This window comes from Pseudomonas sp. Z003-0.4C(8344-21) (genome assembly GCF_900104975.1).
Classification (GTDB): Bacteria; Pseudomonadota; Gammaproteobacteria; order Pseudomonadales; family Pseudomonadaceae; genus Aquipseudomonas; species Aquipseudomonas granadensis.
This window is the reverse complement of the sequence record NZ_LT629756.1, coordinates 666,202-687,326: the sequence shown is the minus strand read 5'-3', so window position 1 is coordinate 687,326 and position 21,125 is coordinate 666,202. Positions and strand designations below refer to the sequence as shown.

The 21,125-nt window shown below is 62.3% G+C and carries 19 protein-coding genes; 11 read left to right on the top strand and 8 right to left on the bottom strand.

Annotated features, from left to right (window positions below):
• Nucleotides 1-48: 48 nt before the first annotated feature.
• The 6 genes from BLU24_RS03160 to pilG form a co-directional block, all read right to left on the bottom strand.
• Nucleotides 49-519, bottom strand: coding sequence for a chemotaxis protein CheW (locus BLU24_RS03160; RefSeq protein WP_093097473.1), 471 nt, complete (start codon nt 517-519; stop codon nt 49-51).
• Entirely contained in the window at nt 512-6,433 is a 5,922-nt protein-coding gene (locus BLU24_RS03155; protein WP_093097470.1) for an Hpt domain-containing protein, read from the bottom strand. Before BLU24_RS03155 ends, BLU24_RS03160 begins: the two co-directional genes overlap by 8 nt.
• A gap of 11 nt (nt 6,434-6,444) precedes the next feature.
• On the bottom strand, nt 6,445-8,493 hold the full coding sequence (locus BLU24_RS03150; RefSeq protein WP_093097467.1) for a methyl-accepting chemotaxis protein: 2,049 nt from the start codon (nt 8,491-8,493) through the stop codon (nt 6,445-6,447).
• A gap of 143 nt (nt 8,494-8,636) precedes the next feature.
• Nucleotides 8,637-9,176: a chemotaxis protein CheW gene (locus BLU24_RS03145; RefSeq protein ID WP_090287127.1), complete on the bottom strand. Its 540-nt coding sequence runs from the start codon at nt 9,174-9,176 to the stop codon at nt 8,637-8,639.
• A 10-nt stretch (nt 9,177-9,186) separates the two neighbouring features.
• On the bottom strand, nt 9,187-9,552 hold the full coding sequence (gene pilH / locus BLU24_RS03140; RefSeq protein ID WP_039757553.1) for a twitching motility response regulator PilH: 366 nt from the start codon (nt 9,550-9,552) through the stop codon (nt 9,187-9,189).
• A gap of 60 nt (nt 9,553-9,612) precedes the next feature.
• Entirely contained in the window at nt 9,613-10,017 is a 405-nt protein-coding gene (gene pilG, locus BLU24_RS03135) for a twitching motility response regulator PilG (protein WP_090287129.1), read from the bottom strand.
• A gap of 225 nt (nt 10,018-10,242) precedes the next feature.
• Here pilG and gshB point away from each other — a divergent pair, with 225 nt between their 5' ends.
• From gshB to BLU24_RS03100, 7 genes are all read left to right on the top strand, one after another.
• The gene (gshB, locus tag BLU24_RS03130) at nt 10,243-11,214 is read left to right on the top strand and encodes a glutathione synthase (RefSeq protein ID WP_090287131.1); all 972 of its coding nucleotides are present in this window, start codon (nt 10,243-10,245) and stop codon (nt 11,212-11,214) included.
• Between the two features lie 153 nt (nt 11,215-11,367).
• Nucleotides 11,368-12,267, top strand: coding sequence for an energy transducer TonB (locus BLU24_RS03125; RefSeq protein ID WP_093106398.1), 900 nt, complete (start codon nt 11,368-11,370; stop codon nt 12,265-12,267).
• Between the two features lie 193 nt (nt 12,268-12,460).
• Nucleotides 12,461-13,033, top strand: a complete 573-nt coding sequence (locus BLU24_RS03120) for a YqgE/AlgH family protein (RefSeq protein WP_090287133.1) — start codon at nt 12,461-12,463, stop codon at nt 13,031-13,033.
• Nucleotides 13,033-13,470 (top strand): Holliday junction resolvase RuvX, encoded by a 438-nt coding sequence (ruvX, locus tag BLU24_RS03115; RefSeq protein WP_041476809.1) that lies wholly within the window; start codon nt 13,033-13,035, stop codon nt 13,468-13,470. The genes BLU24_RS03120 and ruvX overlap by 1 nt, the downstream gene beginning before the upstream one ends.
• A gap of 81 nt (nt 13,471-13,551) precedes the next feature.
• A complete protein-coding gene (gene pyrR / locus BLU24_RS03110) occupies nt 13,552-14,058 on the top strand; it encodes a bifunctional pyr operon transcriptional regulator/uracil phosphoribosyltransferase PyrR (protein ID WP_090287134.1) in 507 nt (168 codons plus the stop codon).
• Between the two features lie 27 nt (nt 14,059-14,085).
• Nucleotides 14,086-15,090: an aspartate carbamoyltransferase catalytic subunit gene (locus tag BLU24_RS03105; RefSeq protein WP_007913665.1), complete on the top strand. Its 1,005-nt coding sequence runs from the start codon at nt 14,086-14,088 to the stop codon at nt 15,088-15,090.
• A complete protein-coding gene (locus BLU24_RS03100) occupies nt 15,087-16,358 on the top strand; it encodes a dihydroorotase (RefSeq protein ID WP_093097465.1) in 1,272 nt (423 codons plus the stop codon). The genes BLU24_RS03105 and BLU24_RS03100 overlap by 4 nt, the downstream gene beginning before the upstream one ends.
• Nucleotides 16,359-16,451: 93 nt before the next feature.
• Here BLU24_RS03100 and BLU24_RS03095 read toward each other — a convergent pair whose 3' ends face one another.
• Complete coding sequence (locus BLU24_RS03095; protein ID WP_090287138.1) at nt 16,452-16,886, bottom strand: NINE protein; 435 nt, start codon at nt 16,884-16,886, stop codon at nt 16,452-16,454.
• A gap of 248 nt (nt 16,887-17,134) precedes the next feature.
• On the opposite strand from BLU24_RS03095, the gene BLU24_RS03090 reads away from it, so the two are divergent.
• Nucleotides 17,135-17,752, top strand: a complete 618-nt coding sequence (locus BLU24_RS03090; RefSeq protein WP_090287140.1) for a C40 family peptidase — start codon at nt 17,135-17,137, stop codon at nt 17,750-17,752.
• Nucleotides 17,753-17,891: 139 nt separating this feature from the next.
• Here the strand turns inward: BLU24_RS03090 and BLU24_RS03085 are convergent, their stop codons facing one another.
• Nucleotides 17,892-18,926: a type IV pilus twitching motility protein PilT gene (locus tag BLU24_RS03085; protein WP_093097462.1), complete on the bottom strand. Its 1,035-nt coding sequence runs from the start codon at nt 18,924-18,926 to the stop codon at nt 17,892-17,894.
• A gap of 56 nt (nt 18,927-18,982) precedes the next feature.
• On the opposite strand from BLU24_RS03085, the gene BLU24_RS03080 reads away from it, so the two are divergent.
• From BLU24_RS03080 to BLU24_RS03070, 3 genes are read left to right on the top strand one after another with little or no spacing between them, the layout of a single operon-like run.
• The gene (locus BLU24_RS03080; RefSeq protein WP_093097460.1) at nt 18,983-19,669 is read left to right on the top strand and encodes a YggS family pyridoxal phosphate-dependent enzyme; all 687 of its coding nucleotides are present in this window, start codon (nt 18,983-18,985) and stop codon (nt 19,667-19,669) included.
• Between the two features lie 23 nt (nt 19,670-19,692).
• The gene (gene proC / locus BLU24_RS03075) at nt 19,693-20,511 is read left to right on the top strand and encodes a pyrroline-5-carboxylate reductase (RefSeq protein WP_093097457.1); all 819 of its coding nucleotides are present in this window, start codon (nt 19,693-19,695) and stop codon (nt 20,509-20,511) included.
• Nucleotides 20,512-20,522: 11 nt separating this feature from the next.
• Entirely contained in the window at nt 20,523-21,113 is a 591-nt protein-coding gene (locus tag BLU24_RS03070; protein WP_090287149.1) for a YggT family protein, read from the top strand.
• Nucleotides 21,114-21,125: the final 12 nt, after the last annotated feature.

Genomic DNA, 21,125 nt, shown 5'->3' with positions numbered 1-21,125 from the left:
AGCTGGCTTGCCAGCGATGAGGCCCGTCTGAGCACCACCCATTCTGGATCAATGGACCAGCCCCGCCTCCACCAACAATTTCTCCAATCCCAACAAATCCGGCACCTTCGCCACTTGCTCGCCGACCTGTACCGCCGCCCGCTCCAGCCCGCACAGCGGCACGTCGACATAACTCAACTGGCTGTCGAGTTTGTACGAGCGCGGGATGCCCTGCACCAGCAATGCGATGAACCTGAGCTCCGGCAACCCGCCCAGCGCATTCAAGATCACGATGCGCACCCGCTCGCCGATGACAATCTTCTGCCCACACGTCGACTCGAAACTGATCAGCGGGATCTGCCGCTCGCGCCACGTCACCCGGCCCAGATACCACGGTGGCGTGTCGAGGTCGAAGGCGCTGGCCTGGTAGTCGATCAGTTCGGCGACGGCGACGTTAGGCAGGATCAGGTTGCGATCCGCCAGCGGCAACAACAGGCCGGTGAGCTGGCTGCTGCGCAACGAGTGCCCGTGTTCATGCATGTTTGTTGCTCCAGTGGGCAATGCTTTCGAGCAGTACCGATTCCTGATACGGCTTGCCGAGGTAATCGTTGACGCCGATGGCCATGGCGCGGTCGCGGTGTTTCTGACCGGTGCGCGAGGTGATCATGATGATCGGCAGGTGCTGCAGGCGTTCATCGTTGCGCACTTGCGTGGCGACTTCGAAACCGTCCATGCGCGGCATTTCGATGTCGAGCAGCATCACGTCAGGCAGGTGTTCTTCAAGCAGCAGCATGGCGTCGACGCCGTCCTTGGCGGTCAGCACGTTCATGCCGTGGCGTTCGAGCAGGCGACTGGTGACCTTGCGCACTGTCACCGAGTCGTCGACCACCATCACCAGCAGCGGTTTCTGTGGTTCGCTGTCGAGGTCGCTCAATGCCTGCGGCTGCGCAACCCGCGCCTGCATCGCGCGGATCGGTGCGAGCAGATCAAGGATCAGCACCACTCGGCCATCGCCGAGGATCGTCGCGCCGGACACGCCCTGCAACGCGGCAAACTGCGGGCCGAGGCTCTTCACCACGATTTCCCGGGTGCCGGCCATGGCGTCGACCAGCACGGCGATGCGCCGGTCGTTGCAGTGCACCAGCAGCACCGGCAGCGGCAGATTCTGCCCGAGCAGTTTCGGCCGTGGTGCGGTTTTCAGCAGCTCGCCGAGGTAGCACAGTTCATAGGTCTGCCCGCCGTAGTGATAGCGCGGCGGGTCCTGACGAAAGTGCCCTTCCAGATCATTCGGTAACACGCGCACGATGCCTTCGATAGTGTTCAACGGAATCGCGTATTGATCCTCGCCGCACTGCACCATCAATGCACGGTTGACCGACACGGTGAACGGCAGACGAATACGAAAATGCACGCCCTGCCCCGGCACCGAATCGATGCTCATGCTGCCGCCCAGCTGGCGCACTTCTTCGTGGACCACGTCCATGCCGACGCCGCGTCCGGAAATCTGGGTGATCTTTTCCGCCGTGGAAAACCCCGGCTGCAAGATGAACTGCAGTACATCGCGGTCGCTGATCTCCGCATCCGGGGCGAGCAGTCCGCGTTTGATCGCCTTGCGCCGCACCGCTTCCAGCGGCACACCGGCGCCGTCATCGCGAATATCGAAAACGATGTCGCCGCCTTCTCGGGACAGGTCAAGCGTGATCCGCCCCTGCGCCGGTTTGCCTGCCGCGAGCCGCACTTCGGCGGACTCCAGGCCGTGGTCGACGGCGTTGCGCAGCATGTGTTCCAGCGGCGCGGCCATGCGTTCCAGCACGTTGCGATCCATCTCGCCTTCGGCGTTGCCGACCACGAAAGCGACGTCCTTGTGCAGCTCTTCGGCAACCTGGCGGACGATGCGTTTGAGCCGCGGCAGCATGCGCTCGAACGGCACCATGCGCGTGCGCATCAGGCCTTCCTGCAACTCGGTGTTGACGCGCCCCTGTTGTTGCAACAGGTTCTCCGCGTCGTGGTTGCGCCGGTCGAGGGTTTCCTTGAGGTCGAGCAGGTCGGACGCCGATTCGAACAAGGCCCGCGACAGTTGCTGCAACTGTGAATGGCGATCCATTTCCAGCGGATCGAATTCTTCGTAGCCGAGGCGTTCGCCGTCGACTTGCTGGCGGCTGAGAATCCGCCCCTGGGTTTCGGTGTCGAGGCGGCGCAACTGATCGCGCATGCGCTCGATGGTGGTTTCCATCTCGTTCAGCGCGACTTGCGCGTCGTTGACCTGCTGCTCGATGCGGCCCCGGAAGATCGAAGTCTCGCCGGCTAGATTCACCAGCTCATCGAGCAGTTCGGCGGAGACCTTGACCATGTCCGCACCGGCCTCGGCGGGCGCCGGCGTCGGTTCGGTTTTCGCTGGCAATGGCAGTGCTGGCGGCGCTTCGGCACTCAGTGGATGGCTGAAATTCTGTATCGCATTGATCAAGCGGTCCGCCGGTGGACATGGCTGCCCGGCGCGCACCCCGTCGAGCATTTGCGCGAGCCGGTCATGGCCACGCTGCACCAGAGCGAACAGCTCTGCCGACGGCTGCAAGGCGCCGGAGGACAGGCTTTCGTAGAGGTATTCGAGTTCGTGGGCGAGGTCGCCGATCGGGCCGATCTCGACCATCCGCGCGCCGCCCTTGAGGGTGTGCAGGTCGCGCAACAGGGTTTCCACTTCCTGGCGGTTGCCCGGCTCGGCCTGCCAGCGCAGCAGCGCAGCGCCGGAGTTTTCGATGATGTCGAAACCTTCCTCGAGGAAGATTTCCAGCAATTCCGGATCGTGGCCGCCGCTGTCAGGGTCGGCGCTGGCTGTCGGCGTTTCGCTGGCGCTCGCGCCATGGCGCGCCTGGCGCAGCGCTTCGATCAAGGCCTGCGCCGGTTCCAGCGCTTGCCGGGCTTGCAGTTGCTCGACCAGCAACGCCAGACGCTCATGGCCGTTGAGCAGCAACTGCGCCAGCGCGCTGCTGTGGCTGAAACGCCGATCAGCCAGACCTTCGTAAAGGTTTTCCAGTTCTTGCGCGAGGTCGCCGATCGCCTCGACCTCGGCCATCCGCGCACCGCCCTTGAGGGTGTGCAGGTCGCGCTGCAACGACGACAGCGGTGCACCGTTATCCGGTTCGCTGAGCCAGCGCTGCAAGGCCTGGCCGGCGCTGTCGAGAATGTCGATGGCCTCTTCTATGAAGATCTCGACGATTTCGTCGTCCGCCGCCAGCGGTGCGGCGGATTGCTGCAATTCGGCGGTGGCGCTGCCCAGCTCGCGGATGCTCAGGGTGCGGCTGCCGTCGCTGCGGATCAGGCCCATGGACGAAGGATCAAGGCTTTCATCGAGCAATTCATGCAGTGCACGCACCCGCTCGGGCTGCGGGGTGATTTCCTGGCCGGCGGCCAGTTCGTCGAGCATGTTGATCAGCGCTTCATGGGCCTGCTGCGCTTCGTGGAAAAACCGCTCGCTGACCGCCAGGCTGCTTTCTTCGACGGCGCCGTACAGGTCGAGCAACGCCTCGCAGAGCACGTCGACCGACAGCAGATCGGCCAGATGCGCGCCTTCGCCGAGGGTCGTCAGTTCATCGAGCAAGGCGCTGAGTTCCTGGCGCTCGCCGGGATGCTGTTGCCAGCGCTGCAACAGGCTTTCGGCGTCGAGCAGGATATCCATGCCCTGAGCGAGAAAGTTGTTGATCAATTGCGGTTCACGCTTGACCCGCAGGCCGGTGTCCGGCGCCTCGAGGATCGACGCCAGCCGCTCGGCGAGCAGGGTTTGCGCACGTTTGATCAGCGATTGCGCACCGACAATCGGCGCCAGTGGATCGTGCTTGAGCTGACGCAGGCCAACGCGCAAAAGACCTTCGGCTTCCAGCAGCAACTCGACCTCGTCGAGGTCCAGCGGCAACTGGTGTGCCTTGAGTTCGCGTGCCAGTTGATCGAGTGGCGCGGCGAGTTCGGCAATCGGCACCACGCCGGCCATCGACGCGCTGCCCTTGAGCGTGTGCAGGGCGCGTTGCAATTCATCGCTGGCTGGCAGCGGCACATGCTCGGCCGCCTGGTCGAGGAAGCGGTTGAGGCTGGCGAGGTGGGTTTCCGCTTCTTTACGGAAAATCTCCAGCAGCAGCGGATCGAGCGCGGCGACATCGTCGACGTCTTCGGCGGCGAGCGGCTCGTCGCCCTTGGCCAGCGCGTGGGCGCGGGCGGCCAGTTGATCGACATCGTTACGCTGACGCTGGCGCTGCATGGCGAATTCGCTGATCAGCTCGGGCAGCAACAAAACGGTGTCGGTGAGCAAGCGCTGCACCACCGAGCCCGGTTCGACGCTTTGCTCCAGCACGCGGTTGAGCAGGTTTTCCACGGCCCACGCCAGCTCGCCAAGGATCAGCGCGCGGACCATGCGCCCGCTGCCCTTGAGCGTATGAAAGGCCCGGCGCAGTTCGCTCAGCGCTTCGCGATCCTGTGGATCGGCGCTCCAGCGCGGCAGGTATTCGTGCAGCACGGCGAGCACTTCGTCGGTCTCTTCGAGGAACACCTCGCGCAGCTCATCATCGACCGGGTCTTCATCGGCGGGCGGCGGCAGCAGGCTACCGGGGGTGCTGCGTGCCGGCGGGTTGACCACCGAAACCGGGCTGGCGAGGACGTCGGCCAGCGATTGCACGACCTCTGGATCATTCAGCGTTTGCAGATCCTGCATCACCAGTGCTTCACCGGGGCTGAGCACCTCATCGAGCACCGGCACCTGCTGCTCTCCTGGCGCGTCGTTGGCGTGATCGTCGGGGAAGAAACCGAGGCTGGCGAGGCGCTTCTGCGCCACGTCCAACAGTTGTTCGCCCGGCGCCAGCGGGTCGTCGCCCCAGCGCTCGAGATAATATTCGAGGCTGCTGATGACATCGGCGAGCGCGTCCAGTTGTTGCCAACCCGGCTCGTGCGGATCGAGCAGAAGATGTTCACGGATAAAACCGTTGCACGCCTCGATGAGACTCGCCGCCCGGCTCAAGGCAATCATCGCCAGCGCACCGCGCACCTGCGTCAGCAGCGCCGGCAACGCTTGCAGTTGCTGGCGATCCCAGTCGGCGTCGATGTAGTCGACGATCATGTCCTTGGCCTGTTGCAGGCAGATGCGCGCTTCCTTGATCACGATCTGGTGAATCTGCGTCAGGTCGGTGGTCGGCAGCTGTGCGTCTTCTGCACTTTCGGTTTCAACGGTGCCGACCATCCCCGCCAGGGTCGCTTCGACGTAGAGCAAGGCGCCGGCGACATCCATCAGGATCGCGTCGTTCGGTTCGCGCTGGCCCTGCGCCAGGCTGAGCACCACCGCCAGTTGGTCGATGATGACCTTGCGCGGCTGGCCGAAGCCGAGCACCGCGAGGGTGTCGGCAATCTGCCGCAGTGGCGCGAGCAGGCTGTCCAGATCTGCTGTGTGCTGACGGTCGCTGCGCACGAACAGGTCGAGGCGTTCCTTGACCCGCACCAGTTCTTCGCACAGCGCCGTGAGTACCGAGCGCATCGCATCGCGATCGGGCCCGGCCAGGCGTGCGCGTTCTTCATCGACCATTGCGCTGTCAGGCAGCGCGTCGTCCAGGGAGTAGCGATCTTTCATGGTCAGCATCTGCCCGGTGGGATGTTCGGCTTTGGCAATATAGAACAACAGGCTTTTCAGCAGCTCCGGCGGCGCGGGCTGGTTGAGCCCGACCATGCCTTGTTCGAGCAGGCGCTTGAGCTGTTTGTCGGCATCCTTGAACAGGCTGCGCAGTGCCGGGCTGTTGGCGATGACGCCTTCGCGCATGCCTTCGACCAGCGCCGCAGCGACCTGCCACAACGGACTCAGCGGCGAATCGCCGCTCAGCGCCTCGAGACGGCTGAAGACTTTTTCCAGATAACCGAGGTGAGTCGGGTCATCCTGCTCGCGCAGCAAACCGACCAGCGCCATTTGCAGGGTCTGGCGCAGTTTGCGCAGCACGTTCGGCAGGTCGGCCGGTTCCAGTTGCGCCAGCGCCGGCGCGCTGAGCGGCGCCAGTTCGGGCAATTGCGGACTGAACAGGCTGGTTTCCGACAGCAGACTTTCGCCACGGGCACTGCGCAGATCATTGATCAGCGGCAGCACCACCAACGGCAGGTCACGCCGCGCGTTCTGCACACGGTCGAGGTAGATCGGCAACTGCCCGAGGGCCTGCAGCAACAGGTGCAGGGCTTCATCGCGGTGATTGACGCGGTCGTGTTGCAGGGCTTCGACCAGCTGCTCCATTTCTTCGGCGAGCAGCGCGGCGCCGTAGAACTCGATCATCTGCAAACTGCCGTGCACCTGATGGACATAGTCCAGGCACTCGTCGAGTCCCGGAAAAGCCTGCGGATCATCCAGCACCGCTTCAATCGCCTGATGCGCCTGCTTCAGCGTATCGGCGATCGCGCCTTTGACCCATTCGAGGGCCACATAGTCGTGCCGGGCACCCATAACCACTCCACTCAAGCTTTGTCTGTCGCCGCCGGCAAGGTAAATCCGGACACCGAACGCCGCAGCTGGCTGGCCATTTTCGTCAGGTTGCCGATGCTCTCGGCGGTGGCGGTGGAGCCAGACGAGGTCTGCGAGGTGATCTGCTGGATCACGTTCATCGTCAGCGAGATCTGCCCGGCCGAAGACGTCTGCTGCTGCGCCGCGTTGGAAATGCTCTGGATCAGCGCCGCGAGGGTTTTCGACACGCCTTCGATTTCTTCCAGGGCCACACCGGCATCCTGCGCCAGTCGCGCGCCGCGCACCACTTCGGTGGTGGTCTGCTCCATCGAGATCACGGCTTCGTTGGTGTCGGTCTGGATCGCCCGCACCAGGGTTTCGATCTGCCGGGTTGCGGCGGACGAGCGTTCGGCCAGGCGCTGCACTTCATCGGCCACCACAGCAAAACCGCGCCCGGCATCACCGGCCATCGACGCCTGAATCGCCGCGTTGAGCGCAAGAATGTTGGTCTGGTCGGCGATGTCGTCGATCAGGCTGACGATGTCGCCGATTTCCTGGGACGACTCGCCCAGACGCTTGATGCGCTTGGCCGTGTCCTGAATCTGTTCGCGAATGTTGTCCATGCCGTGGATGGTGTTGTGCACCACCTCGTTGCCCTTGTTGGCGATTTCCACCGAGCGTTCGGCAACCGCCGACGACTCCGCGGCGTTGGCCGAGACCTGATCGATCGATTGCGCCATGTCGTTGATCGCCGTCGAGGCTTCGGAGATCTGCTGGGCCTGATGCTCCGAGGCCTGTGCCAGGTGCATGGCAGTGGCCTGGGTTTCCTGCACGGCGGCGGCGACCTGGCCGGCGGTGAGGTTGATGGTCGCGACCAGATCGCGCAACTGGTCGACGGAATAGTTGATCGAGTCGGCGATGGTGCCGGTGAAGTCTTCGGTCACGGAAGCAGTGACGGTGAGGTCGCCGTCAGCGAGGTCTTCGATTTCATCGAGCAGGCGCATGATCGCGTTCTGATTACGCTCGTTCTTTTCGGCGGTCTCGCGCAGCTGCCGGTTGGTTTCGCGGACCATCACCAGGCCGATGAGGATGATCGAGGCCAGCGCCAGCAAGCCGAGCACGTAACCGCCGATGGTGTCGGTGTTGCGCCCGCCGGCAAGGTTTTCGAAACGGGTGGCCAGGTGTGAGGCTTCGTCGAGCAGGGTTTGCGACAGCGAGAAGATATTGGTCGCCGACTCGCGCACCTTGAACAGCTCGGGTGAGGTTTCGAGGATTTCATCCACTGAGCCTGAGACGAACTGGAACAGCTCGGAGATTTCACTCAGCCGCGCACGCGCATCGCGGTCTTCGACCTGAGTGATCTTCAACGCCGGATTGCCCTGCAGCATGCCGTTGAGCACCTGGCCGAACCGGGTTGCATCACGACCAAAAGCATCGGCGGCCTGCTGCGAGTTTTCGTCACCGGCCAACACCGTGTTGACAGCGCCGAGGATGCGTTCGGCCAACAGCGACTGACGCTGGGCCATCGCCACTTGCGCTGCCGGCGCACCGCGTTGCAGGAGAATTTCAACGACCTTTTCGTATTCGATCTGCAATTGCGGCACGGTTTCCGCCAGGGTCGCGGCGACCTGATGCAGTGACAGCACGGTTTGTTCGCTGGAAAGAATCGCGTCGGTGTTTTTCAGCAGGCGTTCCCAGTCCAGCTGCACCGCGCGCATTTCCGGGCGCACGGTGGCCGGTGCCGGTGGCAGGCCGGTATTCGGATCGCCTTTTTTCAGGTAACCCCAGCGTTCGGCGAAATCGTTGCGCGCATCGCTGAGCAGCTTGAACGCCGCGGCCTTGCCGGCAGCGGCTTCGGTGGCGTTCTTGGCGATGCGTTGCGACAGCACGCGCAGCTCACCGGCGTGGCCGATGTACTGTTTGTCGTAGTTCGCCTGGGTGTTGAGGTAGGCGAAGTTGGCGAACAGCAGCATGATGAACACGATCAGCGCGATGAACAGCACGATGATCTGCGCGCGGCTGCGCGACGCTTCTGCCGACTTGCCTGTTTTTGCTGTTGTCATCGGTCCTCGCCTGTCTGAAGCCTACCGAAGCACCTGTGGGAGCCAGCCTGCTGGCGATTGAACGATAACGCGGTGTGTCTGATATACCGCGCTGGCTGAATCGCCAGCAGGCTAGCTCCCACAGGGGATCTGTGTTGTTGCAGCTATATTGCGACGCTCATGAACACCGGCGATTTCGCCAGGGCAAACAGGCTGAACACCCGCCAGTTCTGCTCGCGGCGGAAATAGCCTTTGACGAATTCGGCCTTCGAGCCCTGGCGCTTGCTGATCGACAGCGGTTCGAAGCTGTGCTGATCAAAATGCTGCAGACCGATGACCTCGTCGACCATCACCCCGGCAAATACGTCTTCATGTTCCACCACCAGCACCCGCCGCTGTTTGCGCAGCGGCGACAGCTCATGGCCGAAGAAGCCGCACAAGTCCATGATCGGCAGCAGCCGCCCGCGCAGATTGGCCACGCCCTTCACCCACGGTTTTACCCCGGGCAATTGGGTGAAGCGCGGCTCGTGCAGCACTTCGCTGACTTCGCCCATCGGCGCCACATACCAATGCTCGCCGAGACGGAAACCGATGCCGCTCCAGCGCTCTTCGCGTGCCGCTTGCGACGGCAGGTCGGCCGCCAGCAAACGGCAGCGCTGGTCGATCTGCCAGAGCAATTCGAACGCGGTCAGCGATTCGCTCATGATTGCGCGATCAGCCTTTGAGTACGTTGTTCAGGGTCTTGATCAGGGTGTCTTCGTCGACCGGTTTGGTCAGGTAGTCCTTGGCGCCTTGGCGTGTGCCCCAGACCTTGTCGGTTTCCTGATCCTTGGTGGTGATGATGATCACCGGGATGTGCGCTGTGTCAGCGTCCTTGGTCAATTGGCGGGTCGCCTGAAAACCGTTGAGGCCGGGCATGACGATGTCCATCAGCACCGCGTCGGGTTTTTCCTGGCGGGCCAGGGCCACGCCATCGGCGCCGTTCTCGGCCTTCAACACTTCGTGGCCGTGCTTTTCGAGCATGCCGGTCAGTTTGTACATTTCGGTCGGCGAATCATCGACGATCAGGATACGTGCCATGGTTTTCCCCATTTTTCTTGTCGACGCCCGGCCCGCTGGCCGCGTGTCTCTGAACCTTTGTTACTGCGACACAACGGCGGCGAAGCCCGGAACATGGGCCTGGATCGCGCTGAGCAGTTCTTCCTTGCTGAACGGTTTGGTCAAAAACTGATCGGAGCCGACGATCCGCCCCTTGGCCTTGTCGAACAGCCCGTCCCTGGAAGACAGCATGATCACCGGCGTGGCCTTGAAGGCGCTGTTGTTCTTGATCAAGGCGCAGGTCTGATAGCCATCCAGACGCGGCATCATGATGTCGACAAAAATGATCCCGGGATGGTGGTCGGCGATCTTCGCCAAGGCGTCGAAACCATCGATGGCGGTGATCACTTCGCAACCGACATTCTTCAGCAATGTTTCGGCGGTGCGGCGAATCGTTTTCGAGTCGTCGATCACCATGACCTTCAAGGCGCTGGACTGCTGTTCCATAAGAGGGCTCTACCGTCGCCTTTGCGAATCAATTTGTCCGTTTTGCACTCAATAATGGCCTCAAACCCTTGATACCCAAGGGTCGGCGCGCTCTGCCAGCCTTTTTAGCACAGTCTCCAGATGCAATCTATCGACGGGTTTTTCCTTGACCGAAAACCCGCCCGGCGCCACTCTGGCGGCACTTTTTCAATACCGATCCGGTAGCCAATTTTCGAGGAAAACCCAATGAGCGTTCGCGTCGGGATTGTCATGGACCCTATCGCCAGCATCTCCTATAAAAAGGATAGCTCGCTGGCCATGCTGCTGGCGGCGCAGAAGCGCGGCTGGGAACTGTTCTACATGGAACAGAAGGATTTGTATCAGGCCGAAGGTCAGGCGCGGGCGCGCATGGCGCCGCTGAAAGTCTTCGCCAACCCGGAAAAATGGTTCGAACTGGACGCCGAGCAGGACAAGCTGCTGAGCGACCTGGACGTGATCCTGATGCGCAAGGATCCGCCGTTCGACATGGAATTCGTCTATTCCACCTACCTGCTGGAACAGGCCGAAGCCGCCGGCGTGCTGGTGGTGAACAAGCCGCAGAGCCTGCGCGACTGCAATGAGAAACTGTTCGCCACGCTGTTTCCGCAGTGCACGCCGCCGACCATCGTCAGCCGTCGCCCGGACGTGCTGCGCCAGTTCGCCGATCATCACGGCGATGTGATCCTCAAGCCGCTGGACGGTATGGGCGGTTCGTCGATCTTCCGTCACACCGCCGGCCACCCGAACCTCTCGGTGATCCTCGAAACCCTGACCCTGCACGGCAAGCAGCAGATCATGATTCAGGGCTACCTGCCGGCCATCGTCGATGGCGACAAGCGCATCCTGATGATCGACGGCGAGCCGGTGGATTACTGCCTGGCGCGGATTCCGGCCCTCGGTGAAACCCGCGGCAACCTCGCCGCCGGCGGTCGTGGCGAAGCCCGTCCGCTGACCGACAAGGACCGCTGGATCGCCGCTCAGGTCGGTCCGACCCTGCGCGAGAAAGGCCTGCTGTTCGTCGGTCTGGATGTGATCGGCGAGCACCTGACCGAAATCAACGTCACCAGCCCGACCTGCATCCGCGAAATCGACAATGCCTTTGGCACCGATATTGGCGGCATGCTCATGAATGCTATCGAAAGCAAGCTGCAAGCTTCGAGCCGCAAGCCGCAAGCTTAAAGACAGGCGGCGAGCTCTTAACTTGCAGCTTGCAGCTCGACACTTGCAGCTGCCCCTGTGCAGCTTGTCGCTTGAAGCTAGTCGCTTGCAGCTAAAAACCAACATTGCGTTATCATGCCGAGCCCGAAAAAACGTGATGTTGGTTTTTCTGCCATGACCCTCCCGTCCGATCTGCCCGCTGAACTCGCCCATCGTGGCGTGCGCCCGGCCGATCGCCTCGGCTTTACCCTGTTTCTGGCGGCGCTGATTCATTTGGCGCTGCTGCTCGGTGTCGGCTTCAGCATGGTCGATCCGAAACAGATCAGCAAAACCCTGGAAATCACCCTCGCCACGTTCAAGAGCGAAAAGAAGCCGGAGAAGGCTGATTTTCTCGCCCAGGAAAACCAGGAGGGCAGCGGTACGCTGGACAAGAAGGCGTTGCCCAAGACCACCGAAGTGGCGCCGTTCCAGGACAATCAGGTCAAGAAGGTCACCCCGCCGCCGGCCGCCAAGCCCGCAGTGCCCGAGGCCGCGCCCAAGGCTGCGGTGACCACCGTCGCGCCGCAGCCGAAAAAGGCCCCGACCAAGAAGGAAGAGCGCAAGACCGAGGTCAAACCGACCGTCGACGCGCCGGAATTCGACAGTTCGCAGCTGTCCAGCGACATCGCCAGCCTCGAAGCCGAACTGGCCAGGGAACAACAGCTGTACGCTAAACGCCCGCGCATTCACCGCTTGAGCGCCGCCTCGACCATGCGCGACAAGGGCGCCTGGTACAAGGACGACTGGCGCAAAAAGGTCGAGCGCATCGGCAACCTCAACTACCCCGAAGAAGCCCGGCGCAAGCAGATCTACGGCAACCTGCGCCTGATGGTCTCGATCAACCGCGACGGCTCGTTGTACGAAGTGCTGGTACTGGAATCCTCCGGCCAGCCGCTGCTGGATCAGGCCGCGCAGCGAATCGTCAGGCTGGCGGCACCGTTTGCGCCGTTTACCGGCGATCTGTCGGATGTCGATCGTCTGGAAATCATCCGCACCTGGAAATTTGCTCGCGGCGACAAACTCTCGAGCAATTGAATACACCATAAAACCCTGTGGGAGCGGGCTTGCCCGCGATGGGGCCGGCACATCCAACATCTATGGCGACTGACCTGACGCCATCGCGGGCAAGCCCGCTCCCACAAGGATCAGCAATGCTCGCAGTTTTTTGCAGCACTACCCAGACATCTCGACCTTGTCAGTTCGCCCCTCGAACGCCACACTAGCGCACATGAAAAACGTCAGCCCCAGCTACCTCAAGCATCACTTCCTGATCGCCATGCCGCACATGGCCGACCCGAACTTTGCCCACACCTTGACCTACATCGTCGAGCACACGGCCAATGGCGCGATGGGGCTGGTGGTCAACCGACCGCAAGAGTTGAGTCTGGCCGACATCCTCGAGCAATTGCGCCCGGACATCGAGCCGCCAGCACTGTGCCAGCACGTACCGATCTTCATCGGCGGCCCGGTGCAGACCGATCGCGGTTTTGTCCTGCATCCCGCCGGCCAGACTTTCCAGGCCACCGCGCAACTGGACGGCGATCTGGCCTTGTCGACCTCGCAGGATGTGCTCTTCGCCATCGCTGACGGCGTCGGCCCGGCAAAAAGCCTGATCACCCTCGGTTACGCCGGTTGGGAAGCCGGGCAACTGGAAGCCGAACTGGCCGATAACGCCTGGCTGACCTGCCCGTTCAACGCCGACATTTTGTTCAACACCAGCAGCGAATTGCGCCTTGAAGCAGCGGCGCGGCATCTGGGCATCGATCTGAACCTGCTCACCAGCCAAGCGGGTCACGCCTGATGGCCCTGCGCCTGATTCTCGGCTTCGACTACGGCACCAAACAGATAGGCGTCGCGGTCGGCCAGGTGATTACCGGCCAGGCCCGCGAGCTGTGCACGTTGAAAGCGCAAAATGGCGTGCCGAACTGGGATCAGGTCGAAGCGTTGATCAAGGAATGGAAACCCGACGCCGTGGTGGTCGGCTTGCCGTTGAACATGGACGGCACGCCCAGCGACATGTGCGTGCGCGCGGAGAAGTTCGCCCGGCGCCTGAACGGCCGCTACAACCTGCCCTTCTATACCCACGACGAGCGCCTGACCACGTTCGAAGCCAAAGGCGAGCGCCTGGTGCGTGGCGGCCAGAAAGGCAGTTACCGCGACAACCCGGTGGATGCCATCGCCGCCGCCCTGCTGCTGCAGGGCTGGCTCGATGAAAACACTGCATTGTTTGAATCCTGACAAGCGCTTCGGCGCTTTTCTTTTGGTTATAAACCGAGCCTTGTCCGACAGGACACGGCCCGGATTCACGAAGGAGCAACCATGAGCCTGCCCAATCCCGCCGATCTGATCAGCCAGATGGCGACCCGCCTCAAGGCGCACCTTGCCCAGCGTGACATCAGCGAACCGCGCTACATCGGCATCCGCACCGGCGGCATCTGGGTCGCACAGGCGCTGCTCAAGGAACTGCGCAGCGATGCGCCACTGGGCACGCTGGACGTTTCCTTTTACCGCGACGACTTCAGCCAGAACGGCCTGCACCCACAAGTGCGCCCGTCCGCCCTGCCCTTCGAGATCGAAGGCCAGCATCTGGTGCTGATCGACGATGTATTGATGAGCGGCCGCACCATCCGCGCCGCAATGAACGAGCTGTTCGATTACGGCCGCCCGGCCAGCGTCACGCTGGTCTGCCTGCTGGATCTGGACGCCGGCGAGCTGCCGATCCGCCCGAACGTGGTCGGCGCCACCCTGACGCTGGCCGCCCACCAGCGCGTGAAGCTCTCCGGCCCCGAGCCGCTGGCCCTCGAACTGCAAGACCTGACCCTTTAATCCGCCCTATTGAGAGTCCCCTTCGCGATGACGCCTCTAGATACCAAGCGCCCGCTGCAGCTCAATGATCAGGGCCAGCTGCGCCACTTCCTCTCGCTCGACGGCCTGCGCCGCGAGTTGCTGACGGAAATCCTCGACACCGCCGACTCGTTCCTCGAAGTCGGCGCCCGGGCGGTGAAGAAAGTCCCGTTGCTGCGCGGCAAGACTGTGTGCAACGTGTTCTTCGAAAACTCCACGCGCACCCGCACCACCTTCGAACTGGCGGCCCAGCGGCTGTCGGCAGACGTGATCACCCTGAACGTCTCGACCTCGTCGGCCAGTAAAGGCGAAACCCTGCTCGACACCCTGCGCAACCTCGAAGCCATGGCCGCCGACATGTTCGTCGTGCGCCACGGTGATTCCGGCGCGGCGCACTTCATCGCCGAACATGTCTGCCCGCAGGTGGCGATCATCAACGGCGGCGACGGCCGCCACGCCCACCCGACGCAAGGCATGCTCGACATGCTCACCATCCGTCGGCACAAGGGCGGTTTTGAAAACCTTTCGGTGGCGATCGTCGGCGACATCCTGCATTCGCGGGTGGCGCGCTCGAACATGCTCGCGCTGAAAACCCTCGGTTGCCCGGACATTCGCGTAATCGCGCCGAAAACCCTGCTGCCGATCGGCATCGAGCAGTACGGCGTCAAGGTCTACACCGACATGACCGAAGGCCTGAAAGACGTCGATGTGGTGATCATGCTGCGCCTGCAGCGCGAGCGCATGACCGGCGGCCTGTTGCCGAGCGAAGGCGAGTTCTACCGCCTGTTCGGCCTGACCACTGCGCGCCTGGCCGGAGCCAAACCCGATTGCATCGTCATGCACCCGGGGCCGATCAACCGTGGCGTGGAAATCGAGTCTGCCGTGGCCGACGGCCCGCACTCGGTGATTCTCAATCAGGTCACTTACGGCATCGCCATCCGCATGGCCGTGCTGTCCATGGCCATGAGCGGGCAGACCGCGCAACGTCAATTCGAGCAGGAGAACGCCCAGTGAAGCTCAGCATCCTCGGCGCACGCGTCATCGATCCTGCCAGCGGGCTGGATCAAGTCACCGACATTCACGTTGAAGCCTGCAAGATCGTCGCCCTCGGCGCGGCGCCCGCCGGTTTCACAGCCGTCGAAACCATCGATGCCCGCGGTCTGGTTGCCGCGCCTGGGCTGGTCGACCTGAACGTCGCCCTGCGCGAGCCGGGCTACAGCCGCAAGGGCTCGATCGTCAGCGAAACCCGCGCCGCCGCGGCCGGTGGCGTGACCAGCCTGTGCTGCCCGCCGCAGACCAAACCGGTGCTCGACACGTCGGCAGTGGCCGAGCTGATTCTCGACCGCGCCCGCGAAGCGGGCAACACCAAGGTGTTCCCGATCGGTGCGCTGAGCAAGGGCCTGGACGGCGAGCAACTGGCCGAATTGGTGGCGCTGCGCGACGCTGGTTGCGTGGCCTTCGGCAACGGTCTGGAGAGCTTTCGCAACACCCGCACCCTGTGCCGGGCGCTGGAATACGCGGCGACTTTCGACCTGACGGTGATTTTCAACTCACAGGACCACGATCTCGCCGATGGCGGCCTGGCCCACGAAGGCGCAGTGGCCAGTTTCCTCGGTCTGCCGGGGATTCCGGAAACCGCAGAAACCGTAGCCCTCGCCCGCGACCTGCTGCTGGTCGAGCAGACCGGCGTGCGTGCGCACTTCAGCCAACTGACCAGCGCCCGCGGCGTCGCCCTGATCGCCCAGGCTCAGGCCCGTGGTTTGAAGGTGACGGCGGATGTGGCGCTGTATCAGTTAATTCTGACCGACGAAGCGCTGATCGACTTCAGCAGCCTCTATCACGTACAGCCACCGCTGCGCACCCGCGCTGACCGCGATGGCCTGCGCGAGGCGGTGAAATCCGGCGTGGTCTCGGCGATTTCCAGCCATCACCAGCCCCACGAGCGCGACGCCAAACTGGCGCCGTTCGGCGCGACCGAGCCGGGCATCAGCAGCGTCGAACTGCTGCTGCCGCTGGCGATGACCCTGGTTGCGGATGGCTTGCTCGATCTGCCGACCTTGCTCGCGCGACTGAGCGCAGGCCCGGCCGAGGCGCTGCGCTTGCCGGCGGGCAAGCTGGCGGTCGGCGGCGCGGCGGATATCGTCCTGTTCGATCCACTGGCGTCGACGGTCGCCGGTGAACGCTGGCTGTCGAAGGGCGAGAACTGCCCGTTCATTGGCCACAGTCTGCCGGGTGTGGTGCGCTATACGTTGGTGGATGGGCGGATCAGTCACCAGGCTTGATACCGCGTTGCTCCAATCGCCAGCAGGCTGGCTCCCACACTGGATCTGTGAACGCCACAAATCCCCTGTGGGAGCCAGCCTGCTGGCGATGACTTACTGAAAAGCGCCGCGATTCTGCGCGTTACGCACCGACACCTGATCATTCAACGTCCAGAAGTCATACAGCACACCCAGAAAGAACAACCCGCCGGTCAGCAGGTACACCAGGCCGCTGATCCACTTGCCCTGGTACATCCGGTGCACGCCGAGCGCACCGAGGAATGTCAGCAGAATCCACGCCACGTTGTATTCGATCGGCCCGGCCGCGAAGCGCAGATCTGCTTCACGATCCATCGCCGGGATCAGAAACACGTCGATGAGCCAGCCAATCCCCAGCAAACCAAAGGTAAAAAACCAGATCGTCCCGGTGACCGGCTTGCCGTAATAAAAGCGGTGGGCACCGGTGAAACCGAAGATCCACAACAGGTAGCCGATGACTTTGCTGTGAGTGTCTTTTTCCTTCACGCGGGGTAGCTGATAGCTGTTCATTAAGACCTCATTGCACTCGATAGATAAATATTCTTCATTTCTTTGTGACTTTTTTACAGGTTGCCGACGTATGGCAAATGTTACCGTTGCTAGCGCGAACCCCTTGTAGAACCTGACTTCTGTCGGACAATTGCGTACTTTTTGAGCGTTTTTGGTTCCGTAGCCAGCCGAATGAATCGATGAACGGCCTCGGAGCGACAAAAAAAGCTGTTATAAAGTTGCGCGCTATCACTCAAGAGCCACGCCTAATGCGACCATTTTTCAAGACATGGCTAACCATCTGCCTGTTAATGCCACTGGCCGCCCACGCCACCAATCGTGAGCAACGTCTTCCCAACGTCAACGGCTTCACCCCTAAATCCCATGCTTCGGCTCCTTCGAGCAAAAGCAGCAAGAGCAAAACCACCACGCTGAGCAGCAAGAGCCACAGCAAGCTGGTGCCACCAATGGCGAGCAAAGAAAGCAGCAATGTGCTCAGCCGTGCGGTAAACGTCCTCGGTACACCCTATCGTTGGGGCGGCAGCAGCCCAAGTAAAGGTTTCGATTGCAGCGGCCTGGTGAAATACGCGTTCAACGACGCCACTTTCGACCTGCCACGCACCTCCAACGCCATGGCCAGCGGTCACGGCGAGAAAGTCGAGCGCAAGGATCTGAAACCGGGCGATCTAATTTTCTTCAATATCAAGAGCCGTCGGGTCAACCACGTGGCCATCTACCTGGGCAACGACCGCTTCATCCACGCCCCGCGCCGCGGTAAAGCGGTGAGCATCGACACGCTGAACAAGCCGTATTGGCAGAAGCATTACGTCGTGGCCAAGCGGGTATTGCCGAAAGAACAAGGCCAGTTGCGCGTAGTCCAGCGCTGACAGCGCAGACTGATCGTTCCCACGCTCTGCGTGGGAATGCATCCCGGGACGCTCTGCGTCCCTGCCGAAGCGGACGCGGAGCGTCCATTGAGGCATTCCCACGCGGAGCGTGGGAACGATCACGACCCCTCGCTTCCCCTCAGAAATTATCCGGGGTACGCGCCTTCTCCCGCGCACTCTCGCGGCTGATCAAGCCCTTGGCCACCAGATCCTTCAGGCACATATCGAGTGTCTGCATGCCCAACGACCCACCGGTCTGAATCGCTGAATACATCTGCGCGACCTTATCTTCGCGGATCAGGTTACGAATCGCCGCAGTGCCTAGCATGATTTCATGCGCCGCCACTCGTCCGCCGCCGATCTTCTTGATCAGCGTCTGCGAGACCACCGCCAGCAGTGATTCCGAGAGCATCGAACGGACCATCGACTTCTCGTCGCCGGGAAACACATCGACCACGCGGTCGATGGTCTTCGCCGCTGAGGTCGTGTGCAATGTGCCGAACACCAGATGCCCGGTCTCGGCAGCGGTCAGCGCCAGGCGAATGGTTTCCAGATCGCGCATCTCGCCAACCAGAATCACGTCCGGGTCTTCACGTAACGCTGAACGCAACGCGGTAGCGAAGCTGCGGGTATCACGATGCACTTCGCGCTGATTGATCAGGCATTTGCGCGATTCGTGGACGAATTCGATCGGGTCTTCAATGGTCAGGATGTGATGGTGACGGTGGGTGTTGAGGTAATCGATCATCGCCGCCAGCGTGGTCGATTTGCCCGAGCCGGTCGGCCCGGTGACCAGCACCAGCCCGCGCGGTGCGTCGGTGATCTTGCGGAAGACGTCGCCCATGGCGAGGTCTTCCATGCTCAGCACCTTTGAAGGAATGGTACGGAACACCGCGCCGGCGCCACGGTTCTGGTTGAACGCATTGACCCGGAACCGCGCCACACCGGGGACTTCGAAGGAAAAGTCGGTTTCCAGATGTTTCTCGAAGTCGACCCGCTGGGTGTCGTTCATGATGTCGTAGATCAGCTCGTGCACCTGCTTGTGATCCAGCGCCGGCAGATTGATCCGCCGCACATCGCCGTCAACGCGGATCATCGGCGGCAACCCGGCCGACAGGTGCAGGTCGGAAGCGCCCTGTTTGGCGCTGAAGGCCAGCAGTTCAGTGATATCCATAGCGTCCCTCAATTCCAGTAGAATGCCGCGAACCTACAGACCGCCGGCGCCTCTTGATGTCCACGATAGCAGACAACATCGCCCTCGTTAGTTCACGCATTCAGGCCGCGACGGCTGCTGCCGGGCGTGCCGAAAACAGCGTCCAGCTATTGGCCGTGAGCAAGACCAAACCCGCCGAAGCCCTGCGCGAAGCGTATGCCGCTGGCCTGCGTGACTTCGGCGAGAACTACCTGCAGGAAGCCCTCGGCAAACAGCTGGAACTGGCCGACCTGCCCTTGATCTGGCACTTCATCGGCCCCATCCAATCGAACAAGACTCGCGCCATCGCCGAGCATTTCGACTGGGTGCACTCCGTGGATCGCCTGAAAATTGCTCAACGCTTGTCCGAACAACGCCCGGCCGAGTTGCCGCCGCTGAATATCTGCATCCAGGTCAATGTCAGCGGCGAAGCAAGCAAATCGGGCTGCACCCCGGCCGACCTGCCAGCGCTGGCCGCGGCCATCAGCGCACTGCCGCGGCTGAAACTGCGCGGACTGATGGCGATTCCCGAGCCAACCGATGATCGCGCCGAGCAGGATGCCGCTTTTGCTGCCGTGCAGCGTTTGCAGGCGGGCATCGACCTGCCGTTCGACACACTTTCGATGGGCATGAGCCACGACCTCGAGTCGGCCATTGCCCAAGGTGCCACCTGGGTGCGGATCGGCACCGCGCTGTTCGGCGCCCGAGATTATTCCCAGTCTTGAACGTTTCCAGATAAGGACCACACATGAGCAACACACGTATTGCGTTTATCGGTGCGGGCAACATGGCGGCCAGCTTGATCGGCGGCCTGCGCGCCAAAGGTCTGGAAGCGGCACAGATCCGCGCCAGCGATCCGGGCGAAGAAACCCGCGCCAAGGTCAGCGCCGAACACGGCATCGAAACCTTTGCCGACAACGCCCAGGCGATCGACGGCGTCGATGTCATCGTGCTGGCGGTCAAGCCACAGGCGATGAAAGCCGTCTGTGAGGCAATTCGCCCGAGCTTGAAATCCGATCAACTGGTGGTGTCGATTGCCGCGGGTATCACCTGCGCAAGCATGACCGCCTGGCTCGGCGAACAGCCGATCGTGCGCTGCATGCCCAACACCCCGGCGCTACTGCGTCAGGGCGTCAGCGGTTTGTACGCGACCAGTGAAGTGACCGCCGAGCAGCGTCAGCAAGCCGAAGAACTGCTGTCTGCCGTCGGCATCGCCTTGTGGCTGGAGGAAGAACAGCAACTGGATGCAGTGACCGCGGTGTCCGGCTCCGGCCCAGCGTATTTTTTCCTGCTGATCGAGGCCATGACCGCCGCTGGCGTCAAACTTGGCCTGCCAAAAGAAATCGCTGAGCAACTGACCGTGCAGACCGCCTTGGGCGCCGCGCACATGGCAGTGTCCAGCGAAGTCGATGCAGCCGAACTGCGCCGCCGCGTGACCTCGCCCAACGGCACCACGGAAGCTGCAATCAAATCATTCCAGGCTGGCGGCTTCGAAGCGCTGGTTGAAACCGCACTCGGCGCCGCCGCGCACCGCTCGGCCGAAATGGCCGAACAACTGGGCAAATAAAGGAGCCTTACATGATCGGATTGAACACCGCAGCGGTTTACGTGCTGCAAACCCTCGGCAGCCTGTACCTGCTGATCGTGCTGCTGCGCTTTGTCCTGCAACTGGTACGAGCGAATTTCTACAATCCGCTGTGCCAGTTCATTGTCAAAGCCACCCAGCCGCTGCTCAAACCGCTGCGCCGGATCATCCCGAGCCTGTTCGGCCTCGACATGTCGTCGCTGGTGCTGGCGATCCTGGTGCAGCTGCTGCTGATGGCACTGACCCTGCTGCTGACCTACGGCACCACTGGCAACCCGCTGCAATTGTTGATCTGGTCGCTGATCGGCGTCACCGCGCTGTTCCTGAAGATTTTCTTCTTCGCCCTGATCATCAGCGTGATCCTCTCATGGGTCGCACCGGGCAGTCACAATCCGGGCGCTGAACTGGTCAACCAGATCTGCGAGCCGGCGCTGGCACCGTTCCGCCGTTTCCTGCCGAACCTGGGCGGTCTGGACCTGTCGCCGATCTTCGCCTTCCTTGCGCTGAAGCTGATCGACATGCTGGTGATCAACAATCTGGCGGCGATGACGATGATGCCGGAGATTCTGCGTTTGCTGATGTGAGGGCGGGGGATG

What these genes read in the sequence shown, in the direction of transcription:
- BLU24_RS03160 (WP_093097473.1), bottom strand. Translation starts at nt 519, where the DNA reads ATGCATGAACACGGGCACTCGTTGCGCAGCAGCCAGCTCACCGGCCTG.
- BLU24_RS03155 (WP_093097470.1), bottom strand. Translation starts at nt 6,433, where the DNA reads ATGGGTGCCCGGCACGACTATGTGGCCCTCGAATGGGTCAAAGGCGCG.
- BLU24_RS03150 (WP_093097467.1), bottom strand. Translation starts at nt 8,493, where the DNA reads ATGACAACAGCAAAAACAGGCAAGTCGGCAGAAGCGTCGCGCAGCCGC.
- BLU24_RS03145 (WP_090287127.1), bottom strand. Translation starts at nt 9,176, where the DNA reads ATGAGCGAATCGCTGACCGCGTTCGAATTGCTCTGGCAGATCGACCAG.
- pilH (WP_039757553.1), bottom strand. Translation starts at nt 9,552, where the DNA reads ATGGCACGTATCCTGATCGTCGATGATTCGCCGACCGAAATGTACAAA.
- pilG (WP_090287129.1), bottom strand. Translation starts at nt 10,017, where the DNA reads ATGGAACAGCAGTCCAGCGCCTTGAAGGTCATGGTGATCGACGACTCG.
- gshB (WP_090287131.1), top strand. Translation starts at nt 10,243, where the DNA reads ATGAGCGTTCGCGTCGGGATTGTCATGGACCCTATCGCCAGCATCTCC.
- BLU24_RS03125 (WP_093106398.1), top strand. Translation starts at nt 11,368, where the DNA reads ATGACCCTCCCGTCCGATCTGCCCGCTGAACTCGCCCATCGTGGCGTG.
- BLU24_RS03120 (WP_090287133.1), top strand. Translation starts at nt 12,461, where the DNA reads ATGAAAAACGTCAGCCCCAGCTACCTCAAGCATCACTTCCTGATCGCC.
- ruvX (WP_041476809.1), top strand. Translation starts at nt 13,033, where the DNA reads ATGGCCCTGCGCCTGATTCTCGGCTTCGACTACGGCACCAAACAGATA.
- pyrR (WP_090287134.1), top strand. Translation starts at nt 13,552, where the DNA reads ATGAGCCTGCCCAATCCCGCCGATCTGATCAGCCAGATGGCGACCCGC.
- BLU24_RS03105 (WP_007913665.1), top strand. Translation starts at nt 14,086, where the DNA reads ATGACGCCTCTAGATACCAAGCGCCCGCTGCAGCTCAATGATCAGGGC.
- BLU24_RS03095 (WP_090287138.1), bottom strand. Translation starts at nt 16,886, where the DNA reads ATGAACAGCTATCAGCTACCCCGCGTGAAGGAAAAAGACACTCACAGC.
- BLU24_RS03090 (WP_090287140.1), top strand. Translation starts at nt 17,135, where the DNA reads ATGCGACCATTTTTCAAGACATGGCTAACCATCTGCCTGTTAATGCCA.
- BLU24_RS03085 (WP_093097462.1), bottom strand. Translation starts at nt 18,926, where the DNA reads ATGGATATCACTGAACTGCTGGCCTTCAGCGCCAAACAGGGCGCTTCC.
- BLU24_RS03080 (WP_093097460.1), top strand. Translation starts at nt 18,983, where the DNA reads ATGTCCACGATAGCAGACAACATCGCCCTCGTTAGTTCACGCATTCAG.
- proC (WP_093097457.1), top strand. Translation starts at nt 19,693, where the DNA reads ATGAGCAACACACGTATTGCGTTTATCGGTGCGGGCAACATGGCGGCC.
- BLU24_RS03070 (WP_090287149.1), top strand. Translation starts at nt 20,523, where the DNA reads ATGATCGGATTGAACACCGCAGCGGTTTACGTGCTGCAAACCCTCGGC.